The organism is Aeromonas sp. 159 (assembly GCF_963862045.1).
GTDB lineage: Bacteria > Pseudomonadota > Gammaproteobacteria > Enterobacterales > Aeromonadaceae > Aeromonas > Aeromonas veronii.
The window spans coordinates 51,812-67,079 of record NZ_CAWLMI010000032.1; the positions used below are offsets into that span (position 1 = coordinate 51,812).

Annotated in this window: 15 protein-coding genes; 4 read left to right on the plus strand and 11 right to left on the minus strand. The window is 59.6% G+C overall.

Annotation, left to right across the window (positions count from 1 at the left end):
• Positions 1-143 precede the first annotated feature (143 nt).
• Entirely contained in the window at positions 144-1,520 is a 1,377-nt protein-coding gene (ffh, locus tag AACR14_RS06615) for a signal recognition particle protein (protein ID WP_019445586.1), read from the minus strand.
• Between the two features lie 202 nt (positions 1,521-1,722).
• On the opposite strand from ffh, the gene AACR14_RS06620 reads away from it, so the two are divergent.
• Positions 1,723-2,511: a cytochrome C assembly family protein gene (locus tag AACR14_RS06620; protein ID WP_041201851.1), complete on the plus strand. Its 789-nt coding sequence runs from the start codon at positions 1,723-1,725 to the stop codon at positions 2,509-2,511.
• 42 nt (positions 2,512-2,553) lie between these two features.
• Positions 2,554-3,834 (plus strand): HlyC/CorC family transporter, encoded by a 1,281-nt coding sequence (locus tag AACR14_RS06625; RefSeq protein ID WP_019445588.1) that lies wholly within the window; start codon positions 2,554-2,556, stop codon positions 3,832-3,834.
• 40 nt (positions 3,835-3,874) lie between these two features.
• Here AACR14_RS06625 and AACR14_RS06630 read toward each other — a convergent pair whose 3' ends face one another.
• A complete protein-coding gene (locus AACR14_RS06630; protein ID WP_019445589.1) occupies positions 3,875-4,351 on the minus strand; it encodes an Rrf2 family transcriptional regulator in 477 nt (158 codons plus the stop codon).
• Between the two features lie 111 nt (positions 4,352-4,462).
• Here AACR14_RS06630 and hmpA point away from each other — a divergent pair, with 111 nt between their 5' ends.
• Positions 4,463-5,656: an NO-inducible flavohemoprotein gene (hmpA, locus tag AACR14_RS06635; RefSeq protein ID WP_019445590.1), complete on the plus strand. Its 1,194-nt coding sequence runs from the start codon at positions 4,463-4,465 to the stop codon at positions 5,654-5,656.
• A gap of 99 nt (positions 5,657-5,755) precedes the next feature.
• Here hmpA and AACR14_RS06640 read toward each other — a convergent pair whose 3' ends face one another.
• The 6 genes from AACR14_RS06640 to AACR14_RS06665 all read right to left on the minus strand — a co-directional run bounded on the left by AACR14_RS06640 (position 5,756) and on the right by AACR14_RS06665 (position 10,715).
• Positions 5,756-6,340 (minus strand): tetratricopeptide repeat protein, encoded by a 585-nt coding sequence (locus AACR14_RS06640; RefSeq protein WP_026034955.1) that lies wholly within the window; start codon positions 6,338-6,340, stop codon positions 5,756-5,758.
• 395 nt (positions 6,341-6,735) lie between these two features.
• Positions 6,736-7,671, minus strand: coding sequence for a malate dehydrogenase (gene mdh, locus AACR14_RS06645; protein ID WP_019445592.1), 936 nt, complete (start codon positions 7,669-7,671; stop codon positions 6,736-6,738).
• A 221-nt stretch (positions 7,672-7,892) separates the two neighbouring features.
• Positions 7,893-8,555: an arginine ABC transporter permease ArtM gene (gene artM / locus AACR14_RS06650; protein ID WP_005348902.1), complete on the minus strand. Its 663-nt coding sequence runs from the start codon at positions 8,553-8,555 to the stop codon at positions 7,893-7,895.
• A gap of 3 nt (positions 8,556-8,558) precedes the next feature.
• Positions 8,559-9,209 carry an arginine ABC transporter permease ArtQ gene (artQ, locus tag AACR14_RS06655; protein ID WP_019445593.1) on the minus strand — a complete coding sequence of 217 codons (651 nt, stop codon included), beginning with the start codon at positions 9,207-9,209 and terminating at the stop codon, positions 8,559-8,561.
• 3 nt (positions 9,210-9,212) lie between these two features.
• Entirely contained in the window at positions 9,213-9,950 is a 738-nt protein-coding gene (locus tag AACR14_RS06660; protein ID WP_019445594.1) for a transporter substrate-binding domain-containing protein, read from the minus strand.
• 24 nt (positions 9,951-9,974) lie between these two features.
• A complete protein-coding gene (locus AACR14_RS06665) occupies positions 9,975-10,715 on the minus strand; it encodes an ATP-binding cassette domain-containing protein (RefSeq protein ID WP_005357971.1) in 741 nt (246 codons plus the stop codon).
• Between the two features lie 201 nt (positions 10,716-10,916).
• Between AACR14_RS06665 and argR the strand changes: the two genes are divergently transcribed.
• Positions 10,917-11,387: a transcriptional regulator ArgR gene (gene argR / locus AACR14_RS06670; protein WP_005340378.1), complete on the plus strand. Its 471-nt coding sequence runs from the start codon at positions 10,917-10,919 to the stop codon at positions 11,385-11,387.
• Positions 11,388-11,477: 90 nt separating this feature from the next.
• On the opposite strand, the gene AACR14_RS06675 is transcribed toward argR, so the two are convergent.
• The 3 genes from AACR14_RS06675 to AACR14_RS06685 form a co-directional block, all read right to left on the minus strand.
• The gene (locus tag AACR14_RS06675; RefSeq protein WP_019445595.1) at positions 11,478-12,383 is read right to left on the minus strand and encodes a Dyp-type peroxidase; all 906 of its coding nucleotides are present in this window, start codon (positions 12,381-12,383) and stop codon (positions 11,478-11,480) included.
• A gap of 103 nt (positions 12,384-12,486) precedes the next feature.
• The gene (locus tag AACR14_RS06680) at positions 12,487-13,521 is read right to left on the minus strand and encodes an ABC transporter ATP-binding protein (RefSeq protein ID WP_019445596.1); all 1,035 of its coding nucleotides are present in this window, start codon (positions 13,519-13,521) and stop codon (positions 12,487-12,489) included.
• 82 nt (positions 13,522-13,603) lie between these two features.
• Positions 13,604-15,229: an ABC transporter permease gene (locus AACR14_RS06685; protein ID WP_019445597.1), complete on the minus strand. Its 1,626-nt coding sequence runs from the start codon at positions 15,227-15,229 to the stop codon at positions 13,604-13,606.
• Positions 15,230-15,268 lie beyond the last annotated feature (39 nt).

A 15,268-nucleotide genomic window follows, 5' to 3' on the forward strand; every position in this document is an offset into this window, starting at 1 on the left:
CAAACACGCGGACCCTAGCTTAAAATAAGCCGCGTAATTCTACTTGGATTCGTAATAATTGCAACCAAGCCAGCCATTTTTTGCGCAGAGCGGCAATGAAAAGGGGCCTGCCACTGCAGACCCCCATCAACACGCAGGCCGGATCAGAACGGGCCGCGACCGCCACCGAAACCGGGGGGCATCATGTTCTTCATCTGGCTCATCATCTTGCGCATGCCGCCCTTGCCGGACATTTTCTTCATCATGCGCTGCATCTCGGTGAACTGCTTGAGCAGCTTGTTCACATCCTGCACCTGCATGCCGGAACCTGCTGCGATACGGCGTTTACGGGACCCCTTGATGAGATCGGGATGGGCGCGCTCCTTGGGCGTCATAGAGCTGATGATCGCCTCCATCCGCACAGTGAGCTTGTCATCCATCTGATCTTTCACGTTATCCGGCAGCCTGGACATGCCGGGCAGCTTGTCGAGCATCCCCATCATGCCGCCCATGTTGCGCATCTGGGCCAGCTGCTCGCGGAAATCTTCCAGATCGAAGCCCTTGCCGCTCTTGACCTTGCTGGCCAGCTTGGCCGCTTTCTCTTTATCGACGTTGCGCTCGACCTCTTCGATAAGAGAGAGCACATCGCCCATACCGAGGATGCGGGAGGCGAGACGATCCGGGTGGAACGGCTCCAGCGCATCGGTCTTTTCACCCATACCGATAAACTTGACCGGCTTGCCGGTGATGTGACGTACCGACAGCGCGGCACCACCACGGGCGTCGCCATCCGCCTTGGTGAGGATGACACCGGTGAGCGGCAGCGCTTCATTGAACGCCTTGGCGGTGTTGGCAGCATCCTGACCGGTCATGGCATCCACCACGAACAGGGTCTCGACCGGCTTGATGGTGGCATGCAGATCCTGGATCTCGGCCATCATCTCGCTATCAACGTGCAGACGACCGGCAGTATCGACGATCACCACGTCATAGAATTTCTTGCGCGCCTGATCGATGGCTGCGGTGGCGATATCGACCGGCTTCTGGCTGGCATCGCTTGGGAAGAAGTCGACACCGATGTCATTGGCCAAGGTTTCCAGCTGTTTGATCGCCGCCGGACGATAAACGTCAGCACTGACCACCAGCACCTTCTTCTTGCTGCGCTCTTTGAGCAGCTTGGCCAGTTTGCCAACCGTGGTTGTCTTACCGGCCCCCTGCAGACCGGCCATCAGGATGATCGCTGGCGGCTGGGCAGCCAGGTTGAGCTGTTCGTTGGCCTCCCCCATCACGGTGACCAGTTCACCGTGCACAATCTTGATGAATGCCTGGCCCGGGCTCAGGGATTTGGCCACTTCCTGCCCGACTGCGCGCTCTTTGACACGCGCCACGAAATCACGCACGACCGGCAGGGCGACATCCGCCTCGAGCAGCGCCATGCGGACTTCGCGCAGGGTTTCCTTGATATTGTCTTCGGTCAGGCGACCACGGCCACTGACATTGCGCAAGGTGCGCGAGAGTCGTTCAGTCAAATTCTCAAACATGACGGATTCCGGTTCTTGGCGTAATAAATTGGGGGCATTATAACCCAGAGCGGGCGCGAGGACGATTATTCACCGCACCGCAGCAGCAGGGACCTTCTCCCTATATATGGGCAGATCGGCCGTTGCACAACTGGCGAGCACTTCTCGTGCAAGGTATACTGCCCCTCTTACCCTCAAAAGCTTGTGCAACAACGACCTGGTTATGATCGTCATCTCTGTTCTGGCCCTGGCGTTTTATCTGCTGGCCATCATCGCCTCCCTGCATCTGTTACTGAGCGCCAAGCCGGTGGGACAGCGCTCCCTGTTTGCCTGTATCGGATTGGCCCTGATCGCCCACGCCAGCGCCCTCGGTTCAGAGGTATTGCAGAGTTACGGCCAGAACCTGAGCATGCTCAACGTTGCCTCGCTGGTCAGCCTCATCATCAGTTGCTTCATGACCTGCGTAACCCGCCGCTTCAACGGCTGGATCCTGCTGCCGGTGGTCTACAGCTTCTCGGCCCTGTTGCTGGCTGCCAGCGCCTTGATCCCTGGTCGCTACATAACCCATCTGGAGGCCCATCCCCAGCTGTTGCTGCACATCGGCCTCGCCCTGATGGCCTACTCGGTATTGATGATCGCCTGTCTGTTTGCGCTGCAGCTCGCCTGTTTGGACAAGCAGCTTAAATCGAGAAAAATCAGTAATCTGCCAACCATGCCGCCACTGATGACGGTGGAGAAACGACTGTTTCAGTTGATCTCTGCTGGGGTGCTGCTGCTGACACTCTCCATCGCCTCCGGCCTCTTCTTCCTCGAAGATATGTTCGCCCAGGGCAAGTCTCACAAGGCTGTACTCTCCATCCTGGCATGGTGTGTTTACGTGTTGCTGCTGTGGGGTCATCACACCTATGGCTGGCGCGGCCGCAAAGTCATCACGCTCAGTCTGATCGGCAGCTTCATCCTGACTCTTGCCTACTTTGGCAGCCGCTTCGTCAAAGAAGTGCTGTTGAGCTGACACCTATACTCTTTTAGCCATACCATCCAACAGGAGCCCTTTTTGGACAGCATCTCAACGAGTACATTACTGATTGTTCTCGTTATCTTGATCCTTCTTTCCGCCTTTTTCTCCAGTGCCGAAACCGGCCTGATGTCCATCAACCGCTACAAACTGCGGCATCTGGCACAGACCAAACACAAAGCCGCACGTCGCGTCGAGCAACTGCTCGCCCGCCCCGATCGCCTGCTGGGGCTGATCCTGATCGGCAACAATCTGGTCAATATTCTCGCCTCCGCCATCGCCACCATCGTCTGTATCCGGCTGTTTGGTGATCTCGGGGTCGCCATCGCCACCTTCGGGCTGACCCTGGTGGTACTGGTATTCGGTGAAGTGACCCCCAAGACCCTGGCCGCCATGTTTCCGGAGAAGATCGCCTATCCCGCCTCCTGGATCCTCAAGGGGCTGATGGTGCCGCTCTCCCCGCTGGTCTGGCTGATCAACGGCATCACCAGCGGTCTGCTCAAGATGCTGAAGATCACGCCAAACAAGGATGACTCCCTCAACACCGAGGAGCTGCGCACCATAGTCAACGAGGCGGGCAGCCTGATCCCCCAGCGCCATCAGGAGATGCTGCTGAGCATCCTGGATCTCGACAAGATGCTGGTCGAGGACATCATGGTGCCCCGCAGCGATATCTACGCCATCGATATCAATGACGACTGGAAGAGCATCCAGCGCCAGCTGGCTCACTGTGCCCACACCAAGATCCTGCTCTATCGCGACAGCATCGATGACGTGGTGGGCTTTCTCCACGCCCGCGACGCTCTGCGGTTGATGGCCCGGGATCAGTTCAACAAGTCGAGCCTGCTGCGGGAAGTGGACGAGATCTACTTCATTCCGGAAGGTACGCCGCTCAACGTGCAGCTGGCCAAATTCCAGCGCAACAAGGAGCGAATTGGCCTGATCGTCGACGAATATGGCGACATTCAGGGGCTGATCACCCTGGACGACATTCTGGAAGAGATAGTGGGCGACTTCACCACCTCCATGACGCCGACCCCGAGCGACGAGATCCATCCCCAGCCGGACGGTTCGTTTCTGGTGGAGGGGTCAGCCAGCATTCGCGAGCTGAACAAGGAGATGAACTGGCATCTGCCCATCGACGGGCCGCGCACCCTCAACGGCCTGATCCTCGAATATCTGGAGGAGATCCCCCAGCCCAATATCGGGATCCGGCTGGCGGGCTACCCCATCGAGATCCTCGAAGTAGAGAACAACATGGTCAAAATGGCGCGGATCATGCCGGCTTCCTACCGAGCTGCTACGGCACCGCAGAATTGAAAAAGGGCTGCCAGTGGCAGCCCTTTTTCATTGCAGCTCTTTACTGTTCATCTTCGTCATCCGGCTCCAGCACCAGCACCAGCGTCGGGATCAACTCGCCAAACACCCTCTGCAGCTCGTCGCGATTGGCCAGCAAGTCCTGCAGGGTGTAGCTGTCCATTACCGCCAGAAACGCATCCATCGCCTCTTTCAGCGCATTCTTGAGCAGACAGACAGAGACGATGTGACAGGCGGGCGAGCCGCAATCAATCCCGTCCAGATTCCCTTCCAGCGCCCGGATCACCTGCCCGATGTTGATGGTGGCGGGATCGCATGCCATGCGGATCCCCCCATTCTTGCCACGCTGGGATTGCAGATAACCCAGCTTCACCAGCTGATTGACCACCTTCACCATGTGGTTGCGGGAAACGCCATACAGGGCCGATACCTTGGCAACGCTCGACAACTCCCCTTCCGGCAGGGTGGCAAGATAGAGCAGGGCTCTCAATCCGAAATCTGTATAACTGGTTAGTCTCATAAAACCTGATTAGCGCGATGCGAAAAGTGGAGTATTGATTCAAATCAAATAAACATCTAGGATGCCACTTATTAAATGACATTTTATATGTTCAATTAGAACGAGGCCCCTATGCTAGATCAAACCACCGTTGCCGTCATCAAAAGCACTATACCGCTGCTCGAATCGGCAGGCCCTGCCCTCACCCAGCACTTCTACCAGCGGATGTTCAGCCATAACCCGGAGCTGAAAGATATCTTCAACCTGGCCCACCAACGCAGTGGCGGCCAGCCGCTGGCCCTGTTCAATGCAGTCGCCGCGTATGCAAAGAATATCGACAATCTGGGGGCACTCGCCGGTGCGGTCGAGCGGATTGCGCACAAACATACCGGATTCCTGATCCAGCCGGAACAATATCACATTGTAGGTAGTCATCTCTTGGCCACGCTCAAAGAATTGGGCGGAAGTGCGGTCACCGACGAGGTGCTGGAGGCATGGGGCAAGGCGTATGGCGTGCTGGCCGACATCTTCATCGGCCGCGAGCGGGAGATCTATCAGGAGAAGGCCAATCAGGATGGCGGCTGGCAAGGTACCCGCACCTTCATCATCAAGGAGAAGCGAGCCGAGAGCGACCTCATCACCTCCTTCCTGCTGGCGCCGGAAGATGGCAAGCCGGTACTGACCTTCAAACCGGGCCAATACCTCAGCATCAAGCTGGTTCACCCCGAGCTGGAATATCAGGAAATCCGCCAATACTCCCTCTCCGATGCCTCCAACGGGCAGGATTACCGCATCAGCGTCAAGCGTGAGCCGCAGGGTCAGGTCTCCAACCTGCTGCACGATCACCTGCAGGCGGGTGACAAGATCGAGGTGATGCCCCCTACCGGCGATTTCTACCTGAAAGCCGACAGCCAGACCCCGGTCGTACTGCTCTCCGCCGGTGTCGGCGTGACGCCGATGATGAGCATGCTCAACCAGCTGCTGGCGAACGGCCATCAGGCTGATGTCACCTGGCTGCACGCCTGCGAACAGGCCGCTGTACACGCCTTCCGGGAGGATATTCAGCAAAAATCCCGCCAGCATCCCAACTTGCTGAGCCGGATCTGGTATAGGGAGCCGGAGGCCAGTGATGTGCAGGGTCAAGATTACGATCTGGCCGGCACCATGGATCTGACTGCCGTGAAGGAGCGCATCACGCCTGAGGCCCACTACTACTTCTGTGGCCCTGTCGGCTTCATGCAGGAGATCAAGCGGCAGCTGCTGGCGGCTGGGGTGCCAGCGGGGCAGCTCCATTACGAAGTTTTTGGCCCCCACCAAGATCTCTAAGGCGCAGGCAGCCATATAACAGAGGGAGGTTCCGGCCTGTCATGGCACGGCGGCTGGAACCGGACCCACAGGTGCAGATCTGTGGGTCATTTTTTTGGATCAGTGCATCGCCTTGGCTCGGGCCACCACGTTGGCCGGCATCCGGTTGCCAAGACGGTTGAGCAGACTCGCCGCCTTCTGGTGCAGCGCCTTGTCACCGATGACGGAACCATGGAGCCAGCGATAGGCGTCCTCATAATCAAGCGGACTGCCCATCCCCTGCAGCAGCATCTCGACCCACTCGATGCGGGCCCGCAAAAAACCGAGGCTGGCCGCCTCGCGCATCAGGGTCTCGGCTCGCACCAAATCCTTCTGCACCAAAGTTCCTTTCCAGTAGTAGCGACCCAGCTGCTCCAGCGCCGGCGCCAACCCCTGATTGGCCGCCTCCCACATATATTGCACCCCGAGCTCGGCATTGGATTTGGTACAGACACCCCACGCCAGCATATCCCCCCAGAGGAATTGATAGGCCGGGATCTTCATCACCGAGGCGCGTGCTTCGATATCCTGAGTCAGCTGACAGCGATCCTGCTTCACCTGAGTGAGGTGGCGCCCCTGCTCAATCCAGTTGAGCAGCTCGTCCTGACGATAGAGCGGCACCGCCTGCAACTCGCCAGCGGCCAGAGGTGCGGGAGGCGCCACCACAGCAGCAGGTTCCACCGGTTTTGGCAGCGGCGCGGCCCCCTCGCCACTGCTGGCAACGGGGGTGACCGGCTCGGCCGGGAGCAAGACGGGGACTGCCTCAGAGGGCGCTGGCGTAGCAGCAGAGACAGGGGCCGTTGCCACCGCAGCACTGCTTGCGGTCGGTGCCGATGCACTTGCTGCAGGCACATCGCTCGATACGGCAGCCGATACCGCCTCGGCACCATAGAGGGGCGCGGTGAATGTACCGACAAGAATGAGAAGGGTAAGGGGTTTCATCATAAGGATCTCCTGCTGCACTCTGTTATCGGCACCAAGCCCCATCCCCTTAGCCTGCCGGGCGGATCTCATCAATACAAAAGGGAGCCGAAGCTCCCTTGTTGGCACGGTTGACCCGCTTACTTGACGAAATCGACACCCAGCTGGATATCGGCTTTCAGGGTAGCCAGCATGCCTTCCATCGCTTCCTGCTCGAAGGCGCTCAGCTTGCCGTAATCCAGTACGGTTTCGACGCCATTCTTGCCCAGCAGTACCGGCTGCGCGAAGAAGGTGGCGTGCTCGCCGTTGCCTTCCACGTAGGCGCACTCGACAACGTTGGCTTCGCCCTGCAGACCCTTGATGAGGGAGAGACCAAAACGGCAAGCCGCCTGACCCATGGAGAGGGTAGCGGAACCGCCACCGGCCTTGGCTTCAACCACTTCGGTACCGGCATTCTGGATGCGCTTGGTCATGGCAGCCACTTCTTCAGCAGTGAAGGAGGCGCCTTCAATCTGGGAGAGCAGCGGCAGAATAGTCACGCCACTGTGGCCACCGATCACGTTGACGCGAACCTTGTCCACGTTCAGTCCTTTGGCGGCGGCAACGAAGGTCTCGGCGCGGATCACGTCCAGGGTGGTGACACCGAACAGACGACGCTTGTCATAGACACCGGCTTTCTTCAGCACTTCGGCGGCGATAGCCACAGTGGTGTTGACCGGGTTGGTGATGATGCCGATCAGTGCTTTCGGGCAAGTGGCCGCGCACTTCTCGACCAGATTCTTGACGATACCGGCGTTGATGTTGAACAGGTCGGAGCGATCCATCCCCGGCTTGCGTGCCACACCGGCGGAGATCAGCACCACATCGGCCCCAACCAGCGCAGGAGTCGGATCTTCACCGCAGAAGCCCTTGATGGCGACGTCGGTAGGAATATGACTGAGGTCAACGGCCACACCCGGAGTAACCGGGGCGATGTCATACAGGCTCAGCTCGGAGCCGGCCGGCAGACGGTTTTTCAACAGCAGAGCGAGGGCTTGACCGATGCCACCAGCGGCACCCAGAACGGCAACTTTCATGATCAACTCCATGTTTAAGCGTAGGTTTAAGGTTGTTTGTTGTTGTGCGCCCAACCTTAATGGATCCCCCCATAAAAAACAATCTGATAACAGTTGCAGTCACGGGTTCTGTGAGCCACGAAACATGCGGGAGCAAAAATTGGAGGAAAATACAAAAAGTTGGAGGAGAAGCACAGTTTTTCTGCACTTCTCCTTACCATAAAGAGGTAGATCTGAGGATCTCAGGATTGGAATGCCAGCGCCCGTTTTTCACACCAGCGAAAACCAATTGTTAACAATCCGTTCATCGCCAGATAAAGCCCGCCAGCCACCCCGAACACCGCCAGGGTATCGTAGGTCTGGGCGTTCAACCCCTGCGCCAGCCCCATGATGTCCATGATGGTGATGGTACTGGCGAGGGAGCTCCCCTTGAGCACCAGGATCACCTCATTGGAGTAGGCAGGCACCAGATGACGGGCGGCATGGCGCACCTTCATCCACAAGGTCTGGCGGCCGTTAAAGCCAAGCGCACGACACGCCTCTACTTCACCGGCCGGGATGGCATCAAGCGCCCCCTTGAACAACCGGGTGGAGTAGGCCGCGGTGTTGAGACCCAGCGCCAGCACGGCGCAGAACCAGGGCTGCTTGAGCAGCGGCCAGAGCGGGCTGGCTTTCAGCCACTCGAACTGGCCCGGCCCGTAGTAAATCAGGAAGATCTGAATGAGCAGCGGCGTACCGGTAAAGAGCAGCACCCACAGTTGCACCAGTTGGGTCGCCACCGGCAGGCGCAGCTCCAGCACCCAGGTCATCAGGGCTGCCAACACAATCCCCAGCAGCAGGCTGAACAGGGTCAGCTCCAGCGTGGTGACAAGACCGCCCAGCAACGTAACGAGATACTCTTGCATCAGTTAGCCTCCGTAGCGGCGGGTGTAGCGGGCAGCCAGCCCGAGGCCATATTCACTCACCAGACTGATGGCCAGATAGATGAGGGCGGCGGCGGCATACCAGGTGAAAGGCTCATAGGTACTGGCCGAGGCCATCTGGGCCTGACGCATCATCTCGTTGACCCCGATAAGCGACACCAGCGCGGTATCTTTCAGCAACACCAGCCACTGGTTGCCGAGGCCCGGCAGGGCATGGCGCCACGCCTGCGGCAACACGATGCGAAAGAAGATGTGGCTCTTGCTCAACCCCAGCGCCAGCGCCGCCAGCCGTTGACCTGAAGGCACCGCATTGAGCGCCGCCCGCAGGGTCTGGGTCGCATAGCTGGCGAACAGCAGGGAGAGCGCCAGCACGCCACAGGCGAACGGACTGAACTCCACATACTCGCCAGTGATGAGGAACAGCACCTGGGTCGAGCCGAAGTAGATGAACAGCACCACCAGCAACTCGGGCAGGCCACGGATCAGCGTGGTCAGGGTGGCCACCGGCCACACCAGCACACGCTTCTTGCTGAGCTCGGCGGCACTGAACGCCAGTGCCAATACCATGCCCCCGACCAGTGATGCCAAGGCCAGCCCGAGGGTCATCCAGGCTGCATCCAACAACAGGCTCAACATGGCTTACTGCGCGAAGTATTTGTCGAAGATTTTCTGATAGGTGCCGTTGGCCTTGATCTCGGCCAGCCCCTTGTTCAGCTGGGTCAGCAGCTCCTGATTGCCCTTGGCGACCGCGATGCCAAAGCCGGTACCGAAGTACTTGGCATCCGTCACCGGCGCACCCACCACCGCATACTCCTTGTGCTGCTTCAGCCAGTCGGCAGCAACGGCAGTATCGGCAAAGACACCGTCGGTACGGCCATTCATCATGTCGAGGAAGGCGCTCTGGTAGCTGGCGTACGGCACGGTCAGCAGACCCTTGCTCACCCAGTTATCCACCAGATAGGACTGGTGAGAGGTGCCGTTCTGCACGCCGACTGTCTTGTCGACCATCTCTTCCGGCCCCTTGAAGGCCCCTTTCTTGGCGACGAATACTGCCGAGTTCTCGTAATAGATGTCGGAGAAATCGACCTGAGCGGAGCGCTCCGGGGTCACGTCCATGGCGGCGATGGCGGCATCGTAGCGACGGAATTTGAGGCTGGGGATCAGGCTGTCAAAGGCCTGGTTGTGGAAGCTGCACTCCAGCTTGGCCTGCTCGCAGATGGCGCGCGCCAGATCGATGTCAAAACCCTGAAACTCGTTCTTGTCATCCAGATATTCGAACGGTGCGTAGGTGGCTTCGGTGGCGAACTTGATCTCTTTGGCCATGACGGAGGTACTCAACAGACCCATGGCAGCAACCAACAACAGACTCTTTTTCATGACAGCTTCCTTATCGATTCAATATCAATGCATCAAGAATTCGGCAAACCGGCTGGTTTGCGGGGATTGGAAAATGGCAGCGGTGCCGGATTCGATGATCCGCCCCTTCTCCAGATAAATCACCTGGCTGGCTACCTTGCGGGCAAAGTCGACCTCGTGGGTCACCACCACCTGGGTAATGCCGGTCTGGCTCAGGTTACGGATGATCTCGGCCACCTCCTTGGTGATCTCGGGATCGAGGGCGGCGGTCGGCTCGTCAAACAGCAGCACTTCCGGGTCCATCATCAGGGTACGGGCAATGGCCACCCGCTGCTGCTGACCGCCAGAGAGACGGGCAGGCCAGGCATCGCGCTTGTCGGCCAGTTGCAGCTGGGCCAGCAGGTAGGCCCCCTTCTCGATGGCGGCCTCCTTGCTCATGCCGAGCACCTTGACCGGCGCTTCAATCAGATTCTCCATCACAGTGAGATGTGGCCAGAGATTGTACTGCTGGAACACCATGCCCACCTTGCGACGCAGCAGTTGGGACTGGCGGTTGAATTCGGCAGCAGAGAGGGAGTTCGGGAAAGAAAATTCACTTTCGCCAATCCGCAGAACACCCGCATCCGGGGTATCCAGCAGGTTCATCATCCGTAGCAGGGAACTCTTGCCAGCACCGCTCGGGCCCAGCAACACCAAGGTTTCACCGGGAGATGTCCGAAAGCTGACCTGTTGCAGAACCGGCACCTTGTGCCAGGACTTCTCGATACCTATTAATTCAATACCCATACAGCCCAATTGAATAAGTTTTCAAAATTTCATCCCGATTCTATCCCTAATAAAGGTTGATGCAAGCCATTTTTGAATCAATATGCAGAACAAGCGCCGCTTCCTTGCAAAAAACGGCATATGAATGCAAAATGGCCCCGCTGTTCGTATCTGCCGCCTGTATCGCACAGGCCGCCACACCTCCTCATTCGTGAGACCAAGATGAAACACAACGACAAGCAAGAAAAACTGGCCAAGGCCTTTAAAGCCTTGCTGAAAGAAGAGCGCTTTGGCTCCCAGGCAGAAATCGTCACCGCCCTGCAAGAGCTGGGCTTCGAGAACATCAACCAGTCCAAGGTATCGCGCATGCTGAGCCGCTTCGGCGCCGTTCGCACTCGCAATGCCAAGATGGAGATGGTCTACTGCCTGCCGGTGGAACTGGGCGTGCCCACTACCTCCAGCCCGCTCAAGAATCTGGTACTGGACGTCGATCACAACGGCGCACTGGTGGTGATCCACACCAGCCCGGGCGCAGCCCAGCTGATCGCCCGTCTGCTCGACTCCCTCGGCAAGGCAGAGGGGATCCTCGGCACCATCGCCGGTGATGACACTATCTTCATCACCCCGACCAGCGACACCGATATCGAAGAGCTCTACCTCTCCGCCCTCGAGTTGTTCGAACAGACGCCGTAATGGCCGCTACCGCGTCATAGCGGTCACGCCAGAACGAAAAATCCCGGCCAAGGCCGGGATTTTTGTTTTCTGCAGATTCGTCAGGCGGGCTTATTTACCCTGCGCCATCAAAAAACTTTCAGATGGGGCGAAGAAAGCCGCGCCGGTCACCGCCTTGGTGAAACGCAGCAGGTGGTCGAAGTGGCTGCCCTCCCCCTTGTACATGCTGGCCAGCATGGCGTTGAAGTGCTGCGGAGTGCGGCAGCAGGAGATGAAGTAGAGTCCCTGCTCGGTCATGGTGCCCCAGGGCATGCTCTGGCGCAGGATCTCCATGGACTCCCCTTTCGGGGTCTTGAGGTTGACCCGCTTGATGTGGGCGGTCAGCGGTTTGGCGGCAGACTCATACTCGATGTTGTCGGGCTTGGTGCGACCGATAATGTCTTCCTGCTCTTTTTGCGCCAGCTTCTCCCAGTCACTCATGGCGTGGACCCAGCGCTGGACATGAATGTAGGAGCCACCGGCAAACTCGCCATCGGCCACCAGCGCCACTTCGGCACGGTGCTCATCCTGCGGGTTCTCGGTGCCATCGACGAAACCGGTCAGGTCACGGCAATCCAGATTGCGGAAACCGCGCACCTCTTCGGCCAGCTCGACCACTCCAGCAAGCAGCGCCATCACACGGTGACCGGCGTGGTGCAGCACATCCACCCGATCGGCGCGCAGCTGAATAAAGAGATCAAACGGGGTGTTGGGGGCTTCCTGACCGTTGGCGGATTGCGCCATAAAGCTGCGGAACTGGGGCGGACGGGCGGCAGGGTAGAGACCATCCCAGGCATCGGCGCCAACGGCAACCAGACCGCTGAAACCGGCATCGGGGAAATCGGCGGCGACCGCCTGCCACAGGGCGGGCAGTTTGGCCAGACGGCCGACCAGTTCGGCGGCATCGCCGGTACGATTGAACATCAGATAGAGGGCGTGCAGATTCGGCTCTGCGCAGATCCCGGCTTGGGCTTTCATATATCTCTCCCCTGAGTAGGCGTTAGCGTTACGGGCTATTTGCGTTGCGCGATTATAAACCAGAGTGGATCCAGTTCTTTGATTTCACGACGATATCACGCGTTCAGGGCAAAGGGTCAAACAACACCAACCCATGGGGGGCAACCTTGATCCGTGCCCGCATCCCATCAAGGGGTTCGCCAATGCTCGCCTCCAGCTGCAGATCTCCACACTCGAACAGCACCCGGCAGTGGTGGCCGAGGAACTGCTGCTCCACCACCTTGAGCTCGCCATCTGCGGCGCTCTCCAGCAGCAGCTGCTGGGGTCTGAGCATCAGCTGCAACTGCTCGCCCACCGCCCGGCCATGAGGCTCGCTGCCACAAATGACCCCGAGCGCCGTCTGCACGCAGTGGCTGTCGACCACCTCGGCAGCCAGATAGTTGACCCCACCGAGAAACTCCGCCACGAAGCGGTTTTGCGGGCGGCGATAGAGCTGCTCAGGCTGGCCCACCTGCTCGATGTGGCCAGCGCGAAACAGCGCCAGCCGATCGGCGAAGGCGAACGCCTCCTCCTTGCTGTGGCTGACGAAGATGGCGCCGATCCCCTGCTGCTTGAGCAAGGCGCGGATCTCGAGGATCAGCTTCATCCGTACCTGGGTATCGATGTTGGAGAAGGGCTCATCCAGCAGCATCAACCGCGGCTTGCACACTAGCGCCCGGGCGATGGCCACCCGCTGCTGCTGACCACCGGAGAGCTGGTGCGGATAGCGATCCCCCAGCCCCTGCAGATTGACCAGCGCCAGCGCCTCGTCCACCTGCTGCTGGCGGGCGCGGCGATCGAGTTTGGTCAGACCAAAACCGACGTTGTCTGCCACCGTCAGGTGGGGGAAGAGGGCGTAATCCTGAAAGATCATCCCGATATTGCGCGCCTCGGGCGGCACGCTGGCACCCGGCCCGTCGAGCAGGGTATCGCCGAGGCGGATCGACCCCTCTGCCAGCGGCAGCAGGCCGGCGATGGCCTTGAGCAGCGTGGTTTTGCCGCAACCACTGGCCCCCAGCAGGCAGACGATCTCGTTGTCTGCCACCGTCAGGGACAATTGTTCCAGCACATTGCGGCCGTTGTAACGGCAGCTGACATTTTCAACCTGCAAACAGGACAAGGCTGACTTCCTCTCGTTTCTGGCGGCGCACTGCCTTTCGGTTCAGCACACCGCATGCAATTTCATTGGTCGACGTGGCGACTCAGTGGCCCGGAGTGTCCAGATTGCGGTTGACCCAGATCAGCGGCAACAGCCCCACCAGCACGATGACGATGGCCCCCAGCGCGCCGCGCTCCAGCATCTCGTCCGAGACGAACTGGTAGACGTGGGTCGCCAGGGTATCGAAGTTGAACGGCCGCAGCAGCAGGGCGGCGGGCAGCTCCTTCATGGATTCGATGAACACCAGCATGGCACCAGCAAACAGACCGCGGCGCACCAGCGGCAGATGAACCCGCCGCAGCATGGCCCCATCCCCCTGCCCCAGAGAGCGGGCAGCCATATCGAGGCTGGGGGAGATCTTTCCCATGCTGCTCTCCACCGAGCCGATGGCGATGGCCACGAAGCGTACCAGATAGCCGAACACGATCGCGGTGATGGTGCCGGTCAGCAGTAGCCCCGGCCCCTGACACCCTAACCACTCGGCGAGATCATTGATGGCAAAATCGAGGGCGGTGAGCGGCACCAGCACCCCGATGGCGAGCACGGTGCCCGGCATGGCGTAACCCATGGCGGCGATGCGCAGCGGCAGCAGGCTCTTGATCCCGCCATCGAGGCGGCGGAAGAAGCCGAGCAGCAGGGCAATCCCCATCGCCAGCAGGGCGGTCAACGCCGAGATAAGCAGACTGTTGCCGGCGAAGCGGACAAACTCCGGCGTCCACGACAACTCGAAGTAGCGCACCCCGTAATCGAGCAGGATGACAAACGGCAGGCCGAAACCGGCCAGCACCAGCCCCCAGCACCAGAGACCGGCCAGCCAACGACTCATCCCCTTGAGCGGATAGCTCAGCGGCTGCTCATGGCCCATGGACTTCTGGAACACCTGCTGCCGACTGCGCGAGCGGCGCTCCAGCGCGATCAGCAGCACCACCGCCAGCAGCATCAGGCAGGAGAGTTTGGCCGCAGTGGCCAGACTACCGTAGCCGAGCCAAGTGTCGTAGACCGCCGTGGTCAGGGTGTTGATGGCAAAGAAGTGGACAGTGGCAAAATCGGCCAACGTCTCCATGGCCACCAGCGACACCGCCACCATGATGGCCGGGCGCACCAGCGGCAGACTGAGGCGACGAAAGCTCTGCCACGGGGTGCAGCCGAGCAGGCGGCTGGAGTGAATGAGGCTGACCGACTGCTCCAGAAAGGAGGCGCGGGTCAGCAGATAGACGTAGGGGAATAGCACCAGTGCCAGCACCCAGGCGGCGCCGCCAAGGGAGCGAATGGCCGGAAACCAGTAATCGGCCGGACTGTTCCAGCCAAAGAGGGCGCGCAACCCGGCCTGCAGCGGGCCCGAATAGTCGAGCAGATCGGTATAGACGTAGGCGACGATATAGGAGGGCATCGCCATCGGCAGCATCAAGGCCCACTGCAGGGCACGCCGCCCCGGCACCTGACACATGGCCACCAGCCAGGCGGTTGGCACACCAAACAGCAGGCTGAGCAGCACCACGCCAACCACCAGCCCAAGGGTATTGGCCAGATAGTCGAGCAGCACGGTATCGGTGAGGTGGCGAAACAGCTCCCCCTCAGCCGAAAAGGCAGAGAAAAGCAGGGCTATAACCGGTAAACCCAGCAGCAGGGCGGTGGCCCAGCTGCCGGTAATCCATCCAAAATTTTTCATGAGACCACAGAGGTTGATGGGGCCATTGGCCCCATCTGA

Bases quoted from the DNA above. Each gene is read 5' to 3' on its own strand.
- artQ (WP_019445593.1), bottom strand. From the start codon at position 9,209: ATGTTGAGCCTGTTGTTGGATGCAGCCTGGATGACCCTCGGGCTGGCC.
- argR (WP_005340378.1), top strand. From the start codon at position 10,917: ATGAAACACAACGACAAGCAAGAAAAACTGGCCAAGGCCTTTAAAGCC.
- AACR14_RS06620 (WP_041201851.1), top strand. From the start codon at position 1,723: ATGATCGTCATCTCTGTTCTGGCCCTGGCGTTTTATCTGCTGGCCATC.
- AACR14_RS06660 (WP_019445594.1), bottom strand. From the start codon at position 9,950: ATGAAAAAGAGTCTGTTGTTGGTTGCTGCCATGGGTCTGTTGAGTACC.
- AACR14_RS06675 (WP_019445595.1), bottom strand. From the start codon at position 12,383: ATGAAAGCCCAAGCCGGGATCTGCGCAGAGCCGAATCTGCACGCCCTC.
- AACR14_RS06685 (WP_019445597.1), bottom strand. From the start codon at position 15,229: ATGAAAAATTTTGGATGGATTACCGGCAGCTGGGCCACCGCCCTGCTG.
- hmpA (WP_019445590.1), top strand. From the start codon at position 4,463: ATGCTAGATCAAACCACCGTTGCCGTCATCAAAAGCACTATACCGCTG.
- ffh (WP_019445586.1), bottom strand. From the start codon at position 1,520: ATGTTTGAGAATTTGACTGAACGACTCTCGCGCACCTTGCGCAATGTC.
- mdh (WP_019445592.1), bottom strand. From the start codon at position 7,671: ATGAAAGTTGCCGTTCTGGGTGCCGCTGGTGGCATCGGTCAAGCCCTC.
- AACR14_RS06630 (WP_019445589.1), bottom strand. From the start codon at position 4,351: ATGAGACTAACCAGTTATACAGATTTCGGATTGAGAGCCCTGCTCTAT.
- artM (WP_005348902.1), bottom strand. From the start codon at position 8,555: ATGCAAGAGTATCTCGTTACGTTGCTGGGCGGTCTTGTCACCACGCTG.
- AACR14_RS06665 (WP_005357971.1), bottom strand. From the start codon at position 10,715: ATGGGTATTGAATTAATAGGTATCGAGAAGTCCTGGCACAAGGTGCCG.